This is a genomic window from Bacteroides sp. D55t1_190419_B8, assembly GCF_015558905.1.
Classification (GTDB): domain Bacteria; phylum Bacteroidota; class Bacteroidia; order Bacteroidales; family Bacteroidaceae; genus Bacteroides; species Bacteroides vicugnae.
The window spans coordinates 1-20,377 of record NZ_JADMOU010000007.1 but is presented as its reverse complement, the minus strand read 5'-3'; the positions used below and the strand labels follow the sequence as shown (position 1 = coordinate 20,377).

The window sequence follows — 20,377 nt, the reverse complement described above, 5'->3', positions numbered from 1 at the left end:
CATGAAAGGGATATATAATAACATATTAGCAAGTTGTCTGATTGGTATCATTTTGTTTTCGGGCTGTTCGGTGACAAAACACCTGCCTGAAGGGGAGGTACTCTATACAGGAGGAAAAACGGTAGTAGAGAATAAGTCGGCAACACCGGTAGGAGAGACGGCCTTAACAGAGATTGATGCGGCTCTTGACAAAACTCCCAGTACAAAGATGTTAGGAGGCCTTCTGCCTATTCCTTTTAAAATGTGGATGTATAATGACTTTGTGAAATATAAAAAGGGATTTGGAAAGTGGATGTTCAACCGCCTGGCTGCCAACCCTCCGGTATTTATTTCCACTGTCAATCCGGAAGTGCGTATCAAGGTGGCTACTAACTTGCTCCGTGATTATGGCTATTTTAATGGGAAAGTGACTTATGAAACCTTGGTGGATAAGAAAGACAGCCTGAAAGCAAGCATTCTTTATACGGTTGACATGAAGAATCCTTATTTTATTGATACGGTCTATTATCAGCGTTTCACACCCCAGACTTTACGTATTATGGAACGGGGGCGCCGGATGTCCTATATAAATCCCGGTGAGCAGTTTAACGTGGTCGATCTGGATGAAGAACGTACCCGTATCAGTACGCTGTTACGTAACCGGGGATATTTTTATTTCCGTCCCGACTATATGACTTATCAGGCAGATACAACTTTAGTGCCCGGAGGACACATCAGTCTTCGTCTGATTCCTGTGTCGGGATTGCCTGCTGCTGCGCAGCGTCCTTACTATGTAGGAGATGCTTCCGTCTATTTATTTGGGAAAAATGGAGAAATGCCGAATGATAGCATGATGTACAAGAATCTGAATATTCATTTCTATAAGAAATTGCAGGTTCGTCCGAATATGCTTTATCGGTGGTTGAACTATCAGCAATTTGTGCGGAATACACAGATGCGTGCTTCCAACCGCACCCGGCTTTACAGTCAGTATCGACAGGAGCAGGTGCAGGAGAAACTTAGCCAGTTGGGAATCTTCAGTTATCTGGATTTGCAATATGCTCCGAAAGATACGACAGCCGTTTGTGATACATTGAACGTAACCATGCAAGCTACTTTTGCCAAGCCGCTGGATGCCGAGCTGGAATTGAATGTCGTAACCAAAAGTAACGACCAGACCGGTCCGGGAGCCTCATTCGGCGTCACCCGGAACAATGTGTTCGGAGGTGGAGAAAGCTGGAATGTAAAGCTGAAAGGTTCTTATGAGTGGCAAACCGGAGGAGGAGAGAAGAGTTCTCTGATGAATAGCTGGGAGATGGGAGTTTCTACTTCTTTGACTTTCCCACGGGTGGTTTTCCCGCATTTGGGAAAACGGGAGTTCGACTTTCCGGCAACAACGACTTTCCGCCTGTACGTCGACCAGTTGAACCGCGCCAGATATTACAAACTGCTATCCTTCGGTGGAAATGCTACCTACGATTTCCAGCCGACACGTACAAGCCGACATAGTATTACCCCTTTCAAGTTGACATTCAATGTCCTGCAACATCAATCGGACGAATTTATCGCAATAGCCGAAGCTAATCCGGCCTTATATATCAGTTTGAAAGACCAGTTTATTCCTGCCATGGAATATACTTATACGTATGATAACGCTTCCGCACGCGGTATAAAGAATCCGATTTGGTGGCAGTCCACCATTACTTCTGCCGGAAACTTGACCTCCTTGATTTACCGTGCTTTCGGTCAGCCTTTCAACAAAGAGGATAAGCGTTTGCTCAACGTACCTTTCGCACAGTTTGTAAAGCTGAATACGGAGTTCCGCCATTTATGGAATATGGACAAGAATAATAAGATTGCCTCCCGTGTGGCCTTGGGTGCTCTCTTCTCTTACGGTAATGCAACGATAGCCCCTTACAGCGAACAATTCTATGTAGGCGGTGCCAACAGTATTCGTGCCTTCACGGTGCGTAGCATCGGACCGGGTGGCTACCATCCGTCGGAAAGCCGCTATTCCTACCTCGATCAGACGGGTACTTTCCGTTTCGAGGCAAATGTAGAATATCGTTTCCGTATCTTTAAGAGTATCTGGGGAGCTACTTTCCTAGATGCCGGAAATGTCTGGTTGATGCGTAAAGATGAGGCTCGTCCGGACTCACAGCTCGAACTGAAAACTTTCCCGAAACAAATCGCCTTGGGTACTGGTGTCGGTATTCGGTATGATATGGATATTCTGGTGTTCCGTCTCGACTTCGGTATACCTTTGCATTTGCCTTACGATACCGAAAGAAGCGGATATTACAATGTCACAGGAAGCTTTATGAAGAATCTGGGAATACATTTTGCTATCGGTTATCCCTTCTAATGAATGATTTTTGTACGATTTTGGTAAATAATGATTGATATTTGTCCTGTTGGATTCAACTATTTTTGTAATTTTGCAACGAAATCTGATGCCGTTGACATCACTAACCTTTTAATATTACACAATTTATGAAACCAACTTTATTCTTATTGGCAGCCGGTATGGGTAGCCGTTATGGAGGCTTGAAGCAATTAGACGGATTGGGTCCTAATGGCGAAACTATTATGGATTACTCTATCTATGATGCTATCAATGCCGGATTTGGTAAGCTTGTATTTGTAATCCGCAAAGATTTTGAGCAAGATTTCCGTGATAAAATTATTTCCAAATACGAAGGTCACATCCCTTGCGAACTGGTATTTCAGTCTATCAACGATCTTCCGGAAGGCTTTACTTGTCCGGCAGACCGTACAAAACCATGGGGTACAAACCATGCAGTAATGATGGGTGCTGATGTGATTAAAGAACCGTTTGCAGTAATCAACTGCGATGACTTTTATGGTCGCGATTCTTTCCAGGTAATGGGTAAATTCCTTTCAGCTCTTCCTGAAAATTCAGAGAACGTTTATTCAATGGTAGGTTTCCGTGTAGGAAATACCTTGAGCGAAAGCGGTACGGTATCTCGTGGTATCTGTAGCACAGATGCTAAAGGATTGTTGACATCTGTAGTAGAACGTACGAAGATTCAACGTCTTGACGGTGAAGTGAAATATATCGGTGATGATGGCGAATGGACTGCTACTCCTGACACGACTCCGGTAAGTATGAACTTCTGGGGCTTCACTCCTGATTACTTCGCTTACAGCCAGGAATTTTTCAAGACTTTCCTTAGTGATCCGAAGAACATGGAAAACCTGAAGAGCGAATTCTTCATCCCATTGATGGTGGATAAATTGATTAATGACGGAACTGCTACTGTTGAAGTATTGGATACTACCAGCAAATGGTTTGGTGTTACTTATCCGGAAGATCGTCAGAGCGTAGTAGACAAGATTCAGGCATTGGTAGATGCCGGCGAATATCCTGCTAAGTTGTTCTAAAGAAGATACATAGGTAAAGATAGAGGGCAGTCATTCAATCAGAATGACTGCTTTTTTGTTTTTCATAACGTATAATACTAAGCTGTATCTAATAAATATTCAGTATCTTTGCAGTCCAAAATGTTATAAATCAGAAGCAGAAGTGATTTCAGTAGAAGGATTATCAGTAGAATTTAATGCGACGCCGCTTTTTGAGGACGTCAGCTATGTAATTAATAAGAAAGATCGCATTGCGTTGGTCGGCAAGAATGGTGCCGGCAAATCAACCATGCTGAAAATATTAGCCGGCTTGCAGTCGCCGACACATGGCATTGTAGCCACTCCGAAAGATGTAACCATCGGATATTTGCCGCAGGTCATGATTCTTTCCGACAACCGGACGGTGATGGGAGAGGCGGAACTGGCATTCGAACATATTTTTGAACTTCAGGCGAGGTTGGAACGGATGAATCAGGAACTGGCCGAACGGACAGACTACGATTCGGAAGAATACCATCAGTTGATAGACCGTTTCACGCATGAAAATGACCGCTTCCTGATGATGGGTGGTACAAACTATCAGGCGGAAATCGAACGGACTCTGCTCGGACTGGGATTCAGCCGGGAGGACTTCGAACGTTCTACTTCGGAATTCTCCGGCGGATGGCGTATGCGTATCGAATTGGCAAAATTGCTTTTACGTCGCCCGGATGTACTCTTGCTCGATGAACCGACCAATCACCTCGATATTGAAAGTATCCAATGGCTGGAAAACTTTCTGGCTACACGTGCCAATGCAGTCGTATTGGTCAGCCACGACCGTGCTTTCCTCAATAATGTAACGACCCGTACCATCGAAATCACTTGTGGCCAGATCTATGACTACAAAGTGAAATATGATGAATTTGTAGTCTTGCGTAAAGAACGTCGCGAACAACAGCTTCGTGCATACGAAAACCAGCAGAAACAGATACAGGATACGGAAGACTTCATCGAACGCTTCCGCTATAAAGCTACCAAAGCCGTACAGGTGCAGAGCCGTATCAAACAGCTGGATAAAATAGACCGCATTGAAATAGATGAAGAAGATAACTCCTCGCTTCGTTTGAAGTTTCCTCCTGCCAGCCGTAGCGGAAACTATCCTGTGATTTGCGAAGATGTACGCAAAGCGTATGGCAGCCATGTTGTTTTCCATGATGTAAACCTCACTATCAACCGGGGAGAGAAAGTAGCTTTCGTCGGTAAGAATGGAGAGGGTAAATCTACATTGGTAAAGTGTATCATGGGAGAGATTGACTTTGATGGTAAGCTCACCATCGGTCATAATGTACAAATCGGCTATTTTGCGCAGAATCAGGCGCAAATGCTGGATGAGAACCTGACTGTATTCGATACGATCGACCGGGTAGCTACAGGCGATATCCGTCTGAAAATACGTGATATACTGGGAGCTTTCATGTTTGGAGGCGAAGCCTCGGACAAAAAAGTGAAAGTCCTCTCCGGTGGAGAACGTACCCGATTGGCAATGATTAAACTTCTTCTGGAACCCGTCAACTTCCTGATTCTGGACGAACCGACCAATCATTTGGATATGCGTTCGAAAGACGTATTGAAAGAAGCGATCCGCGAATTTGACGGAACCGTAGTTCTTGTCAGCCACGACCGTGATTTTTTGGATGGACTTGCGACTAAAGTATATGAGTTCGGTGGCGGACTGGTAAAAGAACACCTCGGCGGTATCTATGAATTTCTGCAAAAGAAAAAGATAGATAGCTTGAACGAACTTCAGAAAGGGGCAGGCTTATCCACTTCTCCTACGGCATCTGCCAAAGGAAATAATGAACAGGAAGCCGCACAACCTTCGGAAAACAAACTCTCTTATGAAGCTCAAAAAGAACTGAATAAGAAAGTGAAGAAACTCGAGCGCCAAGTTGCGGATTGCGAAACCTCGATCGAAGAAACCGAATCGGCCATAGCCATTATAGAAGTGAAAATGGCCACTCCCGAAGGAGCTTCGGATATGAAACTGTATGAGCAGCATCAGAAACTGAAACAGCAGTTGGATACTATTGTTGAAGAGTGGGAGCGAGTTTCGATGGAACTGGAAGAAGTGAAAGAAGTGAAAGGCTAGAACTTCCTTTCCAATAGCATGATAATTCTATAACATATTATATGAGTATGAAAGTAACCAAGTATTTACCAATTCTTGCCGTATGCCTTATGACAACAGGATGTAACAGTAAGAAAGAGGCCGTGCTGACGTCCGGTATCGACCTTGCTAATCTGGATACCACGGCTGTGCCGGGTACAAGTTTTTATCAATATGCCTGTGGAGGTTGGGTGAAAGATCATCCGCTGACAGACGAGTATTCACGTTTCGGTACATTCGATATGTTGCGCGAAAACAGCCGTGAGCAACTGAAAGCGTTGATTGCCGAATTGGCTGCAAAGAAAGATAACGCACCGGGCAGTGCTGCCCAGAAAGTAGGCGATCTTTATAATATCGCAATGGATAGCGTGAAACTGAATCAGGAAGGTGTAGCTCCGATCAAAGCGGAACTGGCAGCCATTGACGCTCTCAAGGATAAAGGAGAAATCTATGCATATATCGCCGAAAGCCAGAAGAAAGGCATCCGTCCTTACTTCACCATGTTCGTAAGTGCAGACGATATGAACAGTTCCATGAATATCGTACAAACCTATCAGGGAGGTATCGGAATGGGACAACGTGACTATTATCTGGAAGATGACGAGCAGACTAAAAATATCCGTAACAAATATCAGGAACACATCGCCAAGATGTTCCAGTTGGCAGGTTATGATGACGCTACTGCACAGAAAGCGGTAAAAGCAGTGATGGACATTGAAACCCGTCTGGCGAAAGCAGCTCGTTCACAAGTGGAATTGCGTGATCCTCATGCTAATTATAACAAGATGGACATGGCAACGTTGAAAAAGAACTTCCCGACTTTCGACTGGGATACTTATTTCACCGTTTCCGGTTTGAAAGATCTGAAGGAAGTGAACATCGGTCAGCCTGCTGCCATGAAGGAAGTAGCCGATGTGATTAACACCGTATCGCTGGACGATCAAAAACTGTATCTCCAATGGGGATTGATAGATGCTGCCGCTTCTTATTTAAGCGATGATTTTGAAGCACAGAATTTCGATTTCTACAGCAGAACAATGTCCGGCAAGAAAGAAATGCAACCTCGTTGGAAACGTTCTGTGAGCACCGTAGACGGTGTGCTTGGCGAAGTGGTAGGACAAATTTACGTGGAAAAGTACTTCCCTGCTGCTGCTAAAGAACGCATGGTTACACTGGTGAAGAACCTGCAAACTTCTTTGGGTGAACGCATCAAAGGTTTGGAATGGATGAGCGAACCGACCAAAGAAAAAGCGTTGGAGAAACTGGCTACCTTCCATGTAAAAATCGGTTATCCTGATAAATGGAAAGATTACTCTGCACTGGAGATCAAAAATGATTCTTACTGGGCAAATATTGAACGTGCGAACCAATGGGATTACAACGAAATGATTGCTAAAGCCGGCAAACCGGTAGACAAGGATGAATGGTTGATGACTCCCCAGACTGTGAACGCTTATTATAACCCGACTACCAATGAAATCTGCTTCCCGGCAGCCATCCTGCAACCTCCGTTCTTCGATATGAATGCGGACGATGCTATGAACTACGGTGCAATTGGCGTGGTCATCGGCCATGAGATGACTCATGGATTTGACGATCAGGGACGTCAATATGACAAAGACGGAAACCTGAAAGACTGGTGGACGGAAGAAGATGCTAAAAAGTTCGAAGAACGTGCCCAAGTAATGGTGAACTTCTTTGACAGCATTGAAGTGGCTCCGGGCGTACACGGAAACGGTAGCCTGACATTGGGAGAGAACATCGCCGACCACGGAGGTTTGCAGGTTTCTTTCCAGGCTTTCAAGAAAGCAACAGAAGCTGCACCATTGGAAATTGTTGACGGATTTACTCCGGAACAACGTTTCTTTCTTGCTTATGCTAATGTGTGGGCAGGAAATATCCGTCCTGAAGAAATTCTCCGGTTAACTAAACTCGATCCTCACTCATTAGGAAAATGGCGTGTGGACGGTGCTCTTCCTCATATCGAAAATTGGTATGAAGCATTCAAAATTACCGAGCAGGATCCGATGTTTGTACCTAAGGATAAACGAGTGTCTATCTGGTAATAGATTTTGAATAGAGAATACATATGCGAAGAGGCGTTGATTTTCCATTGAGGAGGGTCAACGCTTTTTTTTATTAATTCACACCTTATTTATTACGTACGATAAACAATATTTCGTAACTTTGCACACCAAATACTTAATAAGCAATTCAATGTCAGAGTCTAAAAAAATAAAAACTGCATTGGTATCTGTATACCATAAAGAAGGTTTGGACGAAATTATTACCAAACTTCATGAAGAGGGAGTAGAGTTTTTGTCGACAGGCGGAACTCGTCAGTTTATTGAATCATTGGGATATCCTTGCAAGGCAGTGGAAGATTTGACCACTTATCCTTCTATTCTCGGTGGTAGAGTAAAGACATTACATCCGAAAATATTCGGAGGTATCCTTTGCCGTCGCGGCTTGGAGCAGGATATGCAACAGATTGAGAAGTATGAAATCCCCGAGATAGATCTGGTGATTGTTGATTTGTATCCGTTTGAAGCTACGGTAGCTTCCGGTGCATCTGAAGCAGATATTATTGAAAAAATCGATATAGGCGGAATCTCTCTGATTCGTGCCGCAGCCAAGAACTACAACGATGTAATCATTGTGGCTTCTCAAGCTCAATACAAACCATTGCTGGATATGTTGATGGAGCACGGTGCTACTTCTTCACTCGAAGAACGCCGTTGGATGGCAAAAGAAGCATTTGCCGTTTCTTCTCATTACGATTCGGCTATTTTCAACTATTTCGATGCCGGCGAAGGCTCTGCTTTCCGTTGCTCGGTAAATAGCCAGAAGCAACTTCGTTACGGTGAGAACCCACATCAGAAAGGTTATTTCTACGGAAATCTGGAAGCGATGTTCGACCAGATTCACGGAAAAGAAATCTCTTATAACAATCTTCTCGATATCAATGCTGCCGTTGACCTGATTGACGAATTCGACGACCTCACTTTCGCTATCCTGAAACATAACAATGCTTGTGGGCTGGCTTCCCGCACTACTGTTCTGGATGCTTGGAAAGACGCATTGGCCGGTGATCCGGTTTCTGCTTTCGGAGGTGTATTGATTACGAATGGCGTCATTGACAAAGAAGCAGCGGAAGAAATCAACAAGATTTTCTTCGAAGTGATTATCGCACCGGATTATGATGTGGATGCACTCGAAATCCTGGGACAAAAAAAGAACCGCATCATCCTCGTTCGTAAAGAAGCCAAATTGCCTAAAAAGCAATTCCGTGCTTTACTGAATGGCGTATTGGTGCAGGATAAAGATACTAATATTGAAACGGTAGCTGACCTGAAAACCGTGACAGACAAAGCTCCTACTCCGGAAGAAGTAGAAGATATGTTGTTTGCCAATAAAATTGTAAAGAACAGCAAGTCTAATGCCATCGTATTGGCAAAAGATAAGCAACTTCTTGCAAGCGGTGTAGGACAGACTTCGCGTGTAGACGCATTGAAGCAAGCAATTGAAAAGGCCAAATCATTCGGTTTTGATCTGAATGGTGCAGTGATGGCTTCCGATGCTTTCTTCCCGTTCCCCGACTGTGTGGAAATCGCAGATAAAGAAGGTATTACGGCTGTTATCCAACCGGGAGGTTCGGTAAAAGACGATTTATCCTTTGCTTATTGCAATGAGCATGGTATGGCGATGGTGACTACCGGTATCCGTCATTTTAAACACTAAAAAAATAAGTATTAAGTTTTTAGTGTTAACTTGCACTGCACAGTTATAATACTTAAACTTAATACTCCACTTTAATAAATTATTCAAGAATGGGATTATTTTCTTTTACACAAGAGATCGCAATGGACTTGGGCACAGCCAATACCATTATCATCACGAATGGGAAAATCGTGGTGGATGAGCCGTCAGTCGTTGCTTTGGATCGCCGTACAGAAAAGATGATTGCCGTGGGGGAAAAGGCGAAGTTGATGCATGAAAAAACCCACGAAAACATACGTACTATCCGTCCGTTGAGAGATGGAGTGATTGCCGACTTTTATGCTTGCGAGCAGATGATGCGCGGTTTGATAAAGCAGGTGAATACTCGCAACCATTTGTTTTCACCTTCTCTTCGCATGGTGATTGGCGTTCCTTCGGGAAGTACGGAAGTCGAACTCCGTGCTGTTCGCGACTCTGCGGAACATGCCGGTGGCCGTGATGTCTATTTGATTTTTGAACCGATGGCTGCGGCAATCGGTATCGGCATCGACGTAGAAGCTCCGGAAGGAAACATGATTGTCGATATAGGTGGTGGTTCTACGGAAATTGCCGTTATCTCTTTGGGAGGTATCGTTTCCAACAACTCCATTCGTACTGCCGGTGATGACCTGACAGAAGATATTCGCGAATACATGAGCCGTCAGCACAATGTGAAAGTCAGCGAGCGTATGGCAGAACGTATCAAGATCAATGTGGGTGCTGCTTTAACCGAACTGGGTGAAGATGCTCCGGAAGATTATATCGTTCATGGTCCGAACCGTATCACAGCTCTTCCAATGGAAGTGCCTGTATGCTATCAGGAAGTAGCTCACTGTCTGGAGAAATCTATTTCAAAGATTGAAACTGCTATCTTGAGTGCATTGGAAAATACGCCTCCTGAACTGTATGCTGATATTGTGCACAATGGTATCTATCTCTCCGGAGGTGGTGCATTGCTTCGTGGACTGGATAAGCGTTTGACCGACAAGATCAACATTCCTTTCCATATTGCGGAAGATCCTTTGCACGCAGTCGCCAAAGGTACAGGTGTGGCATTAAAGAACGTAGACCGTTTCTCTTTCTTAATGAGATAAACCGGGAATGAGGAATTTATTAAACTTCCTTCTGAAATACAATTACTGGTTCCTCTTCATCGTATTGGAGGTAGCCAGTTTTGTTTTGTTATTTCGGTTCAACCGTTATCAGCAGAGTGCATTCTTCACTTCTGCCAATACGGTTGTGGGGGCAGTTTATGAAGTTTCGGGAGGAGTTTCCTCTTATTTTCATCTGAAATCGGTCAATGAAGACCTGATGGACCGGAACATGGTGCTCGAACAACAGATTACTAATCTGGAGAAAGCATTGAGAGAGCGTCAGCTTGATTCTCTGACTATCAAAAGTATTCGGCAGGTGTCGCAAACGGATTATGAGCTGTTCAAGGCTCATGTGATAAAGAACAGCTTGAATCTCGTTGATAATTATATCACACTTGATAAAGGCTCTTCTTCCGGCATTCGCTCCGAAATGGGAGTCGTGGACGGTAATGGAATTGTAGGGATTGTTTATGAAACATCCCCTTCTTATTCGGTGGTGATTTCGGTACTGAACAGCAAGTCGAATATCAGTTGTAAGATTGTCGGTAGCGATTACTTCGGCTACCTGAAGTGGGAACATGGAGATTCGCGCTATGCTTATCTGAAAGACCTGCCTCGTCATGCAGAGTTTAATTTGGGAGATACGGTCGTCACCAGCGGTTTCTCGACTGTCTTTCCGGAAGGTGTCATGGTGGGAACGGTGGATGATATGTCCGATTCTAATGACGGACTTTCCTATCTGTTGAAGATTAAGCTGGCTACTGATTTCGGTAAGTTGAGTGATGTTCGCGTGATAGCCCGGACGGGACAGGAAGAACAGAAGAAACTTGAAAACAAGGTGACGCAAGAATGATAATTACTTATATACATAGAATCGGATGGTTTATCGGCTTGGTGCTTCTTCAGGTACTGATTCTGAATAATGTGCATATTGCCGGATACGCAACTCCTTTTCTCTATATCTACTTTATTCTGAAGTTCAGCTCCGGCACTTCCCGCAATGAACTGATGCTGTGGGCTTTCTTCTTCGGACTGACCATTGATATTTTTTCCGATACTCCGGGAATGAATGCAGCGGCTGCCGTGTTGCTTGCTTTTCTCCGGCCCTCTTTGCTTCGTCTGTTCATGCCCCGTGATAATCCGGACAGCCTCATTCCCTCTTTCAAGACGATGGGAATCAGTCCTTTTCTAAAATATACTACTGCAAGTGTTTTTGTGCACAGTCTGGCATTACTCTCCATCGAGTTCTTCTCATTCACCAGCATTTGGCTGTTATTGTTGCGAGTGCTCCTTTGCACTGTTCTGACTGTAACCTGTATCATAGCTATAGAAGGGATTAAGAGGTAACGATGGCAAAAGATTATATCTTAGAGAAGCGCAAATTTGTAATCGGAGGTATTGCTCTCTCCATTGTTCTGATTTATCTGATACGTCTTTTTGTATTGCAGATCATGACTGATGACTACAAAAAGAATGCTGACAGTAACGCTTTTCTGAATAAAATTCAGTATCCTTCACGCGGTGCTATTTACGACCGGACCGGCAAATTGCTGGTATTCAACCAGCCGGCCTATGACATAACAATTGTGCCGAAGGAAGTCGAGAATCTCGATACCCTCGATTTATGCCAATCGCTGAATATCACCCGTTCGCAGTTCCTGAAAATTATGAGCGACATGAAAGACCGTCGCCGTAATCCGGGATATTCCCGCTATACCAACCAGTTGTTTATGTCGCAACTTTCGGCAGAGGAATGTGGTGTCTTTCAGGAAAAACTATTTAAGTTCCGTGGCTTTTATATTCAACGGCGTACCATTCGCCAGTATACCTACAACGCTGCCGCTCATGCTTTAGGAGATATTGGAGAAGTCTCCGCAAAAGAAATGGAGGCTGATGAAGAAGGATACTACATTCGTGGTGACTATGTCGGCAAACTGGGAGTTGAAAAATCGTATGAAAAATATCTTCGTGGCGAGAAAGGAATTGAAATTCTGCTTCGTGATGCACATGGCCGTATCCAGGGGCATTATATGGATGGCGAATATGACCGTCCTTCCGTTCCCGGTAAGAATCTGACATTGAGCCTGGATATTGACTTGCAGATGCTGGGCGAGCGTTTATTAAAGAATAAAATCGGAAGTGTTGTAGCTATCGAACCGGAAACCGGGGAAATCCTTTGTCTGGTATCCTCTCCCAATTACGATCCGCACTTGATGATTGGCCGTCAGCGTGGAAAGAATCATCTGGCTTTGCAACGTGATATGACGAAACCACTTCTGAATCGTGCCTTGATGGGAGTGTATCCTCCGGGATCTACTTTTAAAACAGCGCAGGGACTGACCTTCTTGCAAGAAGGAATTATTACCGAACAAAGTCCGGCATTCCCTTGCTCGCATGGATTCCATTACGGAAGATTGACAGTAGGTTGCCACGCTCATGGTTCTCCCTTGCCTCTGATTCCTGCCATTGCCACTTCGTGCAACTCCTATTTCTGTTGGGGACTGTTTCGTATGTTCGGCGATCGTAAATACGGTTCACCGCAAAATGCCATAACGGTCTGGAAAGATCACATGGTTTCGCAGGGATTCGGCTACAAACTGGGAGTCGATTTGCCGGGAGAAAAACGTGGTTTGATTCCGAATGCACAGTTCTACGATAAAGCTTATCGCGGACATTGGAACGGATTAACCGTAATCAGTATTTCTATCGGACAGGGAGAAATTCTGTCCACTCCTCTTCAGATTGCTAACTTGGGGGCGACGATTGCCAATAGAGGATATTTCGTGACACCGCATATTGTAAAGGAAATCCAGGATAACCAGTTGGATAGCATCTATCGTGTACCGCGTTATACCACTATTGAGAAGAGGCATTATGAATCAGTAGTAGAAGGGATGCGTGGCGCAGCCACCGGTGGTACCTGCCGTATGCTGTCCGTAATGGTTCCGGGGCTGGAGGCCTGTGGTAAAACAGGTACTGCACAGAATCGTGGGCACGACCACTCGGTATTTATGGGTTTTGCACCTATGAATAAACCCAAGATAGCTATTGCCGTCTATGTGGAGAACGGTGGGTGGGGAGCTACTTATGGAGTGCCTGTTGGTGCGTTGATGATGGAACAATATATAAACGGGAAGTTATCACCGGAAAATGAATTAAGAGCGGAAGAAATTAGTAACAGAGTGATATTGTATGGTAACGAGGAACGATAGTTTGTGGAAATCACTGGACTGGGTAACGATTTTTATTTACCTGCTCCTGATTGTTGGTGGATGGTTCAGCGTTTGCGGAGCCAGTTACGACTATGGTGAACGTGACTTCCTGGATTTTTCGACCCGTGCCGGTAAACAGTTTGTGTGGATTATCTGTTCCTTCGGGCTCGGATTTGTGTTGTTGATGCTGGAAGACCGTATGTATGATATGTTCGCGTACATTATATATGTAGGAATGATTCTCTTGCTCATCGTTACCATCTTCATAGCGCCGGACACAAAGGGGTCACGCTCTTGGCTGGTGATGGGGCCGGTTAGCTTGCAACCTGCCGAATTTGCCAAGTTTGCCACAGCCTTGGCTTTGGCCAAATACATGAACTCTTATTCATTCAGCATCAAAAAAGAAAAGTGTGCCTTTATCCTGGGATTTATCATTCTGCTTCCGATGTTATTGATTATCGGTCAGCGGGAGACGGGTTCTGCATTGGTTTATCTCGCCTTTTTTCTGGTTCTTTATCGTGAAGGAATGCCGGGGGTAGTGCTCTTTGCAGGCGTATGCGCGGTAATCTACTTTGTGGTCGGCATCCGTTTTGATGAAGTATTTATTGCCGATACTCCTACGCCGCTGGGAGAATTTATCGTATTGCTGTTGATTTTATTATTTGCCGGTGGCATGGTATGGGTATATCGCAAGAAATGGGCTGCTACCCGCAATATCATTGGTGGAAGTTTGATCATATTGCTGATTACCTATTTAATATCGGAATATTGGGTGCACTTTAGTCTGGTTTGGGTGCAATGGGGGCTTTGTGCTGTAATGATAGGCTATCTGATTTATCTGGCATTAAGTGAGCGGCAACGTACTTATTTCCTGATTGCTCTGTTTGCAATCGGTTCTGTCGGGTTCCTGTATTCTAGTAATTATGTATTTGACAATGTGCTGGAACCCCATCAGCAAGTCCGTATTAAAGTAGTGCTTGGTTTGGAAGAAGATTTGACCGGTGCCGGATATAATGTGAATCAATCTAAGATTGCCATCGGTTCCGGTGGATTAACAGGAAAAGGGTTCCTGAATGGTACGCAAACGAAGTTAAAGTATGTGCCTGAACAGGATACCGACTTTATCTTCTGTACAGTAGGTGAAGAGCAAGGTTTTGTTGGTTCGGCTGCTGTCCTGTTGGCATTCCTTATTTTGATTTTGCGATTAATCTTCTTGTCCGAACGGCAGACTTCGAATTTTGGCCGGGTTTATGGATATTCGGTCGTCAGTATTTTCCTTTTCCACTTGTTTATCAATGTCGGTATGGTGCTGGGCTTGACTCCGGTTATTGGTATTCCATTACCTTTCTTTAGTTATGGAGGCTCTTCTTTATGGGGATTTACGATATTGCTGTTTATTTTCCTGCGGATTGATGCAGGCCGTGGCAGAAGGCTTTAACTTTTACCTTTTACTGTTTTTCAATGCGGATGCCTATATCGCTCAATCCTTGTAGTTTTTCATCTTTCATTCCGTTTATCACTTTGATAGTATAGTTGCCGGAATGCAAGGGGAGGAGAGATTTAAAAAAAGTTTCCGATTGGTAAATGCTTCCCCATCCATGTCCAGTCCATTTTCCTTCAGAATCAGCCAAGCTGAAAGCGATTGTGTCAGTGCGCCATACCGTAGAATCCTGTAGATTCTGACTGATAAATAAGTGGAGGTCATGATAAGGATACTCTATTCTGTTGCGGACTTCTGCAAAAAGCCGGAGGGTAGTGGGAATACTGTCGGTTATGGATATTTGAAAAGAGAGTGTATCACTCTTTTCCCATCCCTCGTCAGGGAGGGATTGATAGGAGTGATACACCGTATTATCATTGCAGGCTGTCAGTAAGCAAGCACTGAATAGAATAAATAAACTATTCTTGAGTAGACTTTTCATTATTTGGCAGTTTCTCCTGATTCTGATTTCTTTCCGGTTTGGAAGGACGCTCCAGATTAGGACGACGTTCTTGACGTTCCTGTCCTTGCTGCTCCCGTTGGCGGTCTTGTTGTTGCGGGCGTTCCTGACCTTGCGGACGTTCTTGACTGGGGCGCTCTTGTCCTTGTGGGCGTTCTTGGTTCTGTCCCCTTTCCGGACGTCTGTTTTCGTTATTCCGTCCCTGGTTCTGTCCTCTGTTCCGGTTGTTATTGTTATTTCTCGGTCGATTGTCCCTTTCCCCTCTGTTGCCGTTTTCTGACGGCTGCGGGCGGTTTTCATTCTCCCGTTGAGGTTGTTGCGGACGATTTCCACCTTCCGTTTGTTGTTGCGGGCGGTTACCGTTATTATTGTTATTGTTTCCTTTCTTCTTCTTTTTATTGTTCCGGTTAGCGTTATTGCCGCCATCTTTATTATTCCGGCTACGGTCAAAGCGGGTAACGCTTTCCTGTTCCAGTAAGTCAACCGGTTTCTTCGGTTCCGGTTTCTTTTCTTCTTCGATCAAGCTGTCCGGTTTCATCCCTTTTTTATTCATGGAGATGACTTCAAAAGCGCGTTTGCCGCTGATTGTAACCAGATTGGCGGGGAAGTTCTTATCCGTAGAGTAAGAAACCTGATTGCTTAGAATATCTGCTTTGAAGAAATAGAAAGTACCATCTTTTGTTTCCAACTCTATCTCTCTCGAAGGAAGTCGTTTTTGCGCTTCTACATAACAGTCTACCTCATAGTTCAGGCAACATTTCAGTTTAGCACACTGTCCGGCAAGTTTTTGCGGATTTAGTGAGATGTCCTGAAAACGGGCGGCACTGGTAGACACAGACACAAAACTTGTCATCCATGTGGCACAACACAGTTCGCGTCCGCAAGGGCCAATTCCGCCGATACGTCCGGCTTCCTGACGGGCACCGATTTGTTTCATCTCGATACGTACACGGAAAGCTTCGGCCAATACTTTGATTAACTGACGGAAGTCTACCCGTTCATCGGCGATGTAGTAGAAGATAGCCTTATTACCATCTCCCTGATACTCCACGTCACCGATTTTCATATCCAGATTGAGGTTCAATGCAATTTGGCGTGCGCGGATCATGGTAGCGTGTTCTTTGGCTTTGGCTTCGTTGAACTTCTCCATATCCACTGGTTTGGCTTTCCGGTAAACACGTTTGATTTCCGTATCTGCCTTGAAGTTTGCTTTCTTCATTTGCAGGGGAACAAGCCGGCCGGTTAATGTAACTACTCCGATGTCATGGCCCGGAGCAGCTTCTACGGCAACTATATCTCCTTTTTCCAGTTTGATCTTGTTGCTGTTCCGAAAATATCCCTTCCGGGTATTCTTGAATTGCACTTCTACCATGTCACTCTCCTCCGCATTGCCCGGTATGTCAGCCAGCCAGTCGTAGGTATTCAGTTTTTTATCTTGTCGGGAACATCCTTTGCAGCAAAGGCCACCGCTCCCATTATGAAGTTTATATTCCATAAGTTATATATTTATTATTGCTTCAACAGTACGATCATCTTCAGTGAGAAGTCGAAAAATACCATTTTAGCATTTACATTTTGTTCTATATGTAGTTGCGCTTCGCTTAATTCGTCCATGATACCCATCACATTACGTTCGTTGACAAAAGGTGCAAAGCGGGTTGCAAAATTCTGTTCGTTAATAGTCATATACGTCAGATCGCGCTGGTGCAGGTTGAAGATAAAGTTTTCGCGGATCATACGTTGGCAATATTCCAGAAAGTTTTTCTGGCGTTCGCGTCCCATGCTGGCCACCTGTTCACTCCACATCTTCATCTCCTTTATTTTCCGTTGATAGGATAAGCGCATCAGGTTGACAAAGAGCTCGAAGAATAACTGATTCTCCTCATTCAGATGAATCGTTTCGAGTGCCTTGACGAAATTTCCGTTTGCCAGATGGGCAATCGAGATGCTATCCGCAGGCTGAACATGATATTTACTCTGCAATACCCGGTCGATGCTGGCTTCGTCAATTTTTCGCACATTCATACGTTGAGTACGGCTCAAGATGGTAGGCAGGATCATGTCCGGAGCTTCGGAAACCAATAGAAAAATCGTCTTTTCGGGTGGCTCCTCAAGCAGTTTCAACAACTTATTGGCGCATACCGGGTGCATTTTCTCCGGCAACCATACAATCGTAATCTTGAATCCACCCTCACTGGATTTCAGACTGAGCTTCTTCAGGATCTCATCGCTCTCTTTGGCATAAATCAGCGCTTGAGAGTTCTCTGCGTCCATTTCACTTAACCAATGGTTGAGGTTGAAATAAGGATGGTTGATAACGAATGGCCGCCAATCGGCAATATAATCATCGCACACTTCTTTCTTGCCTTTCGCACTTTTCACGATGGGGAATACGAAATGCACATCCGGATGTACCAGCTTATTGAATTTCACACAAGACGGACAGACACCGCAAGCATCTTCCTCGCCCCGATTGGTGCAACTGATGTAGCGTGCGTATGCGATAGCCAATGGCATTTTACCAACTCCCTCGGGACCGCAAATGAGTTGGGCATGTGGAATACGCCCCTCGTTCACTTCCTGAATGAGTCGTTGCTTGATTTCTTCTTGTCCGATTACGTCTCTGAAAAACATATCAATAAATGATTTTGGCTACTTCCTTGATACTGTCTACTGCTCCGATGGAGTAGAAATGGATGCTCGGAACCCCATGTTCCATCAACTCCTTGCATTGAGCCACGCACCATTCAACACCCACCTGTTCGGCTTCCGCGTCATTCTTGCATTTCAATGCTTCTTTCACCAGAGCTTCCGGCAAATCCACCTTGAATGTTTTGGGGACCATGCTTAGTTGGGAGATTTTCTTGAAAGGCTTGATTCCCGGAATGATAGGTATGTTGATACCTGCTGCCTTAGCCTGCTCCACAAAATCGAAATATTTCTTATTATCGTAGAATAATTGTGTTACAGCATACTCTGCACCAGCTTCTACCTTCTTTTTCAGCCAGTAAAGATCTGTCTCTATGTTAGGAGATTCTTCATGCTTTTCCGGATAACACGCCACGCCATACGAGAAAGGACTGGCGGTGACTTTCATTTCTGAACCGTCAACGAAGATTCCCTTATTGAAATTATTAATCTGCTCCTGCAATTCAATCGCATGATGATATCCGTCTCCTTCGGGAGTAAAGACCGATTCATGTTTAGCCTTGTCCCCACGAAGTACCAGCAAATCAGTGATATTCAGAAATTGCAAATCCAGCAATACATATTCGGTTTCCTCACGCGTGAAACCACTGCACAGGATATGAGGAACCACAGTAATATTATATTTATTCTGAATGGCTGCCGCTACGGCAACTGTTCCCGGACGTCTTCTCAGGCGGTTTCTCTGAAAGAGCCCGTTGCCGAGATCTTTGTAGACATATTCGCTGCGATGCGTGGTGATATTGATATATTTCGGATCAAATTCTCGAAGAGTGTCGATTGTCTGATAGAGCTTTTCGATTCCGGTTCCCTTCAAAGGAGGGAGAATCTCGAAAGAAAAAGCTGTACCTTTACTGTTATTTATTAAATCAATTACTTTCATTCCTTTTCGTTGATGTTGTTATCTACTTGGATTAAACATGCATATTGGGACAAAAATACGAAAAAAGAAAGATTTCTTCTTGATTTGTTTGAAAATAGTTTGGTTTTTATCGTACTATTACATAAAAGAGGGCATATCCTGTATTTCGGACGCACCCTCTCTCACCTAATCATTATTAAATTAGAATTTACTTTTCGAGAAATGATTTCTTCATTCTGGCAATGTCAGTCAGATAATCTTGTAAATCTTGTTCATGTTCTTCCTCTTCGGCAAGAATATGTTTGGCGATATCACAAGTGGTGAAATCTTTCCCGTTAGTAAAGTCGGCAATTTCCTGATAACGGAGAATGGCACAGCGTTCGGAAGCAACATTATCCTTTAGCAAACTGACTGAATCGAAGCCTTGCGGAGCATCATATTTACATCTTGCCAGTTCGAACCATTGTTTCGGATCAAGTACCGGAACCCCTTCCAGCTCGATGATACGGTCGGCAAGCAACTGTGCATGTCTACGTTCTTCTTCGGCATGTTCCTCGAACTCACCTTGTACGTCGGCACGCATGGCGCCTTCCACTACTAATGCACCTACCCAATATTGGTAATATGCCAACCACTCTTCAGCCAATGCTGCGTTCAACTGTGAAATTAAACTTTCTACATCTAATTTACCTTGTAGGATTTTTACACTTTCTCTAGCCATAATTTTAAAGTTTAGGTTACTATGTTTAAATCGCTAATGTAACAGACGGAGGTTCTTTTTGTTTGAGTATCCCGGAGGTTTTAACAGAAAGAATGCATTGCATTGTGCAGCTCCTTCTTTTTTAATAGAACATGGATGCTTTTAATATTTCATTTCAACTAAATTTTTGTATCACTTTTACCCTCACACCCTCACACCTTCGCTCAATCCCTTTATTCATCGTGGTTACAACGTGTGAGGGTAAGTGCGGTAGTAGGGTGAGGGTAACTTTTTACCCTCACCCTGTCTCGTCCTGATTCTATCTTAAACAGTTTATAATAAGTGTCTTGTCTATTCGCTTTTATCCTATACTCTCCTATACAATAGACGTCAATGTCTTATATAATAGATGTTTATCCCTCGTGATTCTTCTGATAAGCCCTAATGTCTTTTAACAGCTCACTGCAGTGAACGAATTTGTTTACTATCGTTAGCTTATTTGTTTACATCTGATACAGGGCAGACGCATTATATTTTTTACTATCCCACTCCTGTTTTTATTCTATTTATATGATTGATTATTAACTTATTA

At 44.0% G+C, this 20,377-nt stretch carries 15 protein-coding genes; 10 read left to right on the top strand and 5 right to left on the bottom strand.

Annotation, left to right across the window (positions count from 1 at the left end; translation table 11 throughout):
* Window position 1: 1 nt before the first annotated feature.
* The 10 genes from I2I13_RS08595 (at window position 2) to rodA (ending at window position 15,015) form a co-directional block, all read left to right on the top strand.
* Complete coding sequence (locus I2I13_RS08595; RefSeq protein WP_195649248.1) at window positions 2-2,344, top strand: BamA/TamA family outer membrane protein; 2,343 nt, start codon at window positions 2-4, stop codon at window positions 2,342-2,344.
* Window positions 2,345-2,472: 128 nt separating this feature from the next.
* On the top strand, window positions 2,473-3,384 hold the full coding sequence (locus I2I13_RS08590; protein WP_074558949.1) for a nucleotidyltransferase: 912 nt from the start codon (window positions 2,473-2,475) through the stop codon (window positions 3,382-3,384).
* 142 nt (window positions 3,385-3,526) lie between these two features.
* Window positions 3,527-5,494, top strand: a complete 1,968-nt coding sequence (gene abc-f, locus I2I13_RS08585; protein WP_195649247.1) for a ribosomal protection-like ABC-F family protein — start codon at window positions 3,527-3,529, stop codon at window positions 5,492-5,494.
* Window positions 5,495-5,541: 47 nt separating this feature from the next.
* Window positions 5,542-7,578 carry a M13 family metallopeptidase gene (locus tag I2I13_RS08580; protein WP_195649313.1) on the top strand — a complete coding sequence of 679 codons (2,037 nt, stop codon included), beginning with the start codon at window positions 5,542-5,544 and terminating at the stop codon, window positions 7,576-7,578.
* A 151-nt stretch (window positions 7,579-7,729) separates the two neighbouring features.
* Window positions 7,730-9,253, top strand: a complete 1,524-nt coding sequence (gene purH, locus I2I13_RS08575) for a bifunctional phosphoribosylaminoimidazolecarboxamide formyltransferase/IMP cyclohydrolase (RefSeq protein ID WP_074637238.1) — start codon at window positions 7,730-7,732, stop codon at window positions 9,251-9,253.
* A gap of 89 nt (window positions 9,254-9,342) precedes the next feature.
* Complete coding sequence (locus tag I2I13_RS08570; protein WP_004304915.1) at window positions 9,343-10,365, top strand: rod shape-determining protein; 1,023 nt, start codon at window positions 9,343-9,345, stop codon at window positions 10,363-10,365.
* A gap of 7 nt (window positions 10,366-10,372) precedes the next feature.
* Window positions 10,373-11,218 (top strand): rod shape-determining protein MreC, encoded by an 846-nt coding sequence (mreC, locus tag I2I13_RS08565; protein ID WP_122136129.1) that lies wholly within the window; start codon window positions 10,373-10,375, stop codon window positions 11,216-11,218.
* Window positions 11,215-11,712: a rod shape-determining protein MreD gene (mreD, locus tag I2I13_RS08560; protein WP_195649246.1), complete on the top strand. Its 498-nt coding sequence runs from the start codon at window positions 11,215-11,217 to the stop codon at window positions 11,710-11,712. Before mreC ends, mreD begins: the two co-directional genes overlap by 4 nt.
* A gap of 2 nt (window positions 11,713-11,714) precedes the next feature.
* A complete protein-coding gene (gene mrdA / locus I2I13_RS08555; RefSeq protein ID WP_148363874.1) occupies window positions 11,715-13,577 on the top strand; it encodes a penicillin-binding protein 2 in 1,863 nt (620 codons plus the stop codon).
* Entirely contained in the window at window positions 13,558-15,015 is a 1,458-nt protein-coding gene (gene rodA, locus I2I13_RS08550; RefSeq protein WP_148363873.1) for a rod shape-determining protein RodA, read from the top strand. Before mrdA ends, rodA begins: the two co-directional genes overlap by 20 nt.
* Window positions 15,016-15,025: 10 nt before the next feature.
* Here the strand turns inward: rodA and gldH are convergent, their stop codons facing one another.
* The 5 genes from gldH to I2I13_RS08525 form a co-directional block, all read right to left on the bottom strand.
* Window positions 15,026-15,499, bottom strand: a complete 474-nt coding sequence (gldH, locus tag I2I13_RS08545) for a gliding motility lipoprotein GldH (protein WP_195649245.1) — start codon at window positions 15,497-15,499, stop codon at window positions 15,026-15,028.
* The gene (locus I2I13_RS08540; protein WP_195649244.1) at window positions 15,477-17,012 is read right to left on the bottom strand and encodes a regulatory iron-sulfur-containing complex subunit RicT; all 1,536 of its coding nucleotides are present in this window, start codon (window positions 17,010-17,012) and stop codon (window positions 15,477-15,479) included. The genes gldH and I2I13_RS08540 overlap by 23 nt, the downstream gene beginning before the upstream one ends.
* A 14-nt stretch (window positions 17,013-17,026) precedes the next feature.
* On the bottom strand, window positions 17,027-18,151 hold the full coding sequence (locus I2I13_RS08535) for a DNA polymerase III subunit delta (protein ID WP_195649243.1): 1,125 nt from the start codon (window positions 18,149-18,151) through the stop codon (window positions 17,027-17,029).
* Between the two features lies 1 nt (window position 18,152).
* A complete protein-coding gene (metF, locus tag I2I13_RS08530) occupies window positions 18,153-19,106 on the bottom strand; it encodes a methylenetetrahydrofolate reductase [NAD(P)H] (protein ID WP_074558936.1) in 954 nt (317 codons plus the stop codon).
* 187 nt (window positions 19,107-19,293) lie between these two features.
* Window positions 19,294-19,806, bottom strand: a complete 513-nt coding sequence (locus tag I2I13_RS08525; RefSeq protein WP_004299950.1) for a ferritin-like domain-containing protein — start codon at window positions 19,804-19,806, stop codon at window positions 19,294-19,296.
* Window positions 19,807-20,377 lie beyond the last annotated feature (571 nt).

Coding starts and splice junctions, on each gene's coding strand:
- I2I13_RS08590 (WP_074558949.1), top strand. CDS start 2,473: ATGAAACCAACTTTATTCTTATTGGCAGCCGGTATGGGTAGCCGTTAT.
- I2I13_RS08580 (WP_195649313.1), top strand. CDS start 5,542: ATGAAAGTAACCAAGTATTTACCAATTCTTGCCGTATGCCTTATGACA.
- mreD (WP_195649246.1), top strand. CDS start 11,215: ATGATAATTACTTATATACATAGAATCGGATGGTTTATCGGCTTGGTG.
- metF (WP_074558936.1), bottom strand. CDS start 19,106: ATGAAAGTAATTGATTTAATAAATAACAGTAAAGGTACAGCTTTTTCT.
- I2I13_RS08595 (WP_195649248.1), top strand. CDS start 2: ATGAAAGGGATATATAATAACATATTAGCAAGTTGTCTGATTGGTATC.
- rodA (WP_148363873.1), top strand. CDS start 13,558: ATGGTAACGAGGAACGATAGTTTGTGGAAATCACTGGACTGGGTAACG.
- I2I13_RS08540 (WP_195649244.1), bottom strand. CDS start 17,012: ATGGAATATAAACTTCATAATGGGAGCGGTGGCCTTTGCTGCAAAGGA.
- gldH (WP_195649245.1), bottom strand. CDS start 15,499: ATGAAAAGTCTACTCAAGAATAGTTTATTTATTCTATTCAGTGCTTGC.
- mreC (WP_122136129.1), top strand. CDS start 10,373: ATGAGGAATTTATTAAACTTCCTTCTGAAATACAATTACTGGTTCCTC.
- I2I13_RS08535 (WP_195649243.1), bottom strand. CDS start 18,151: ATGTTTTTCAGAGACGTAATCGGACAAGAAGAAATCAAGCAACGACTC.
- purH (WP_074637238.1), top strand. CDS start 7,730: ATGTCAGAGTCTAAAAAAATAAAAACTGCATTGGTATCTGTATACCAT.
- I2I13_RS08525 (WP_004299950.1), bottom strand. CDS start 19,806: ATGGCTAGAGAAAGTGTAAAAATCCTACAAGGTAAATTAGATGTAGAA.
- I2I13_RS08570 (WP_004304915.1), top strand. CDS start 9,343: ATGGGATTATTTTCTTTTACACAAGAGATCGCAATGGACTTGGGCACA.
- mrdA (WP_148363874.1), top strand. CDS start 11,715: ATGGCAAAAGATTATATCTTAGAGAAGCGCAAATTTGTAATCGGAGGT.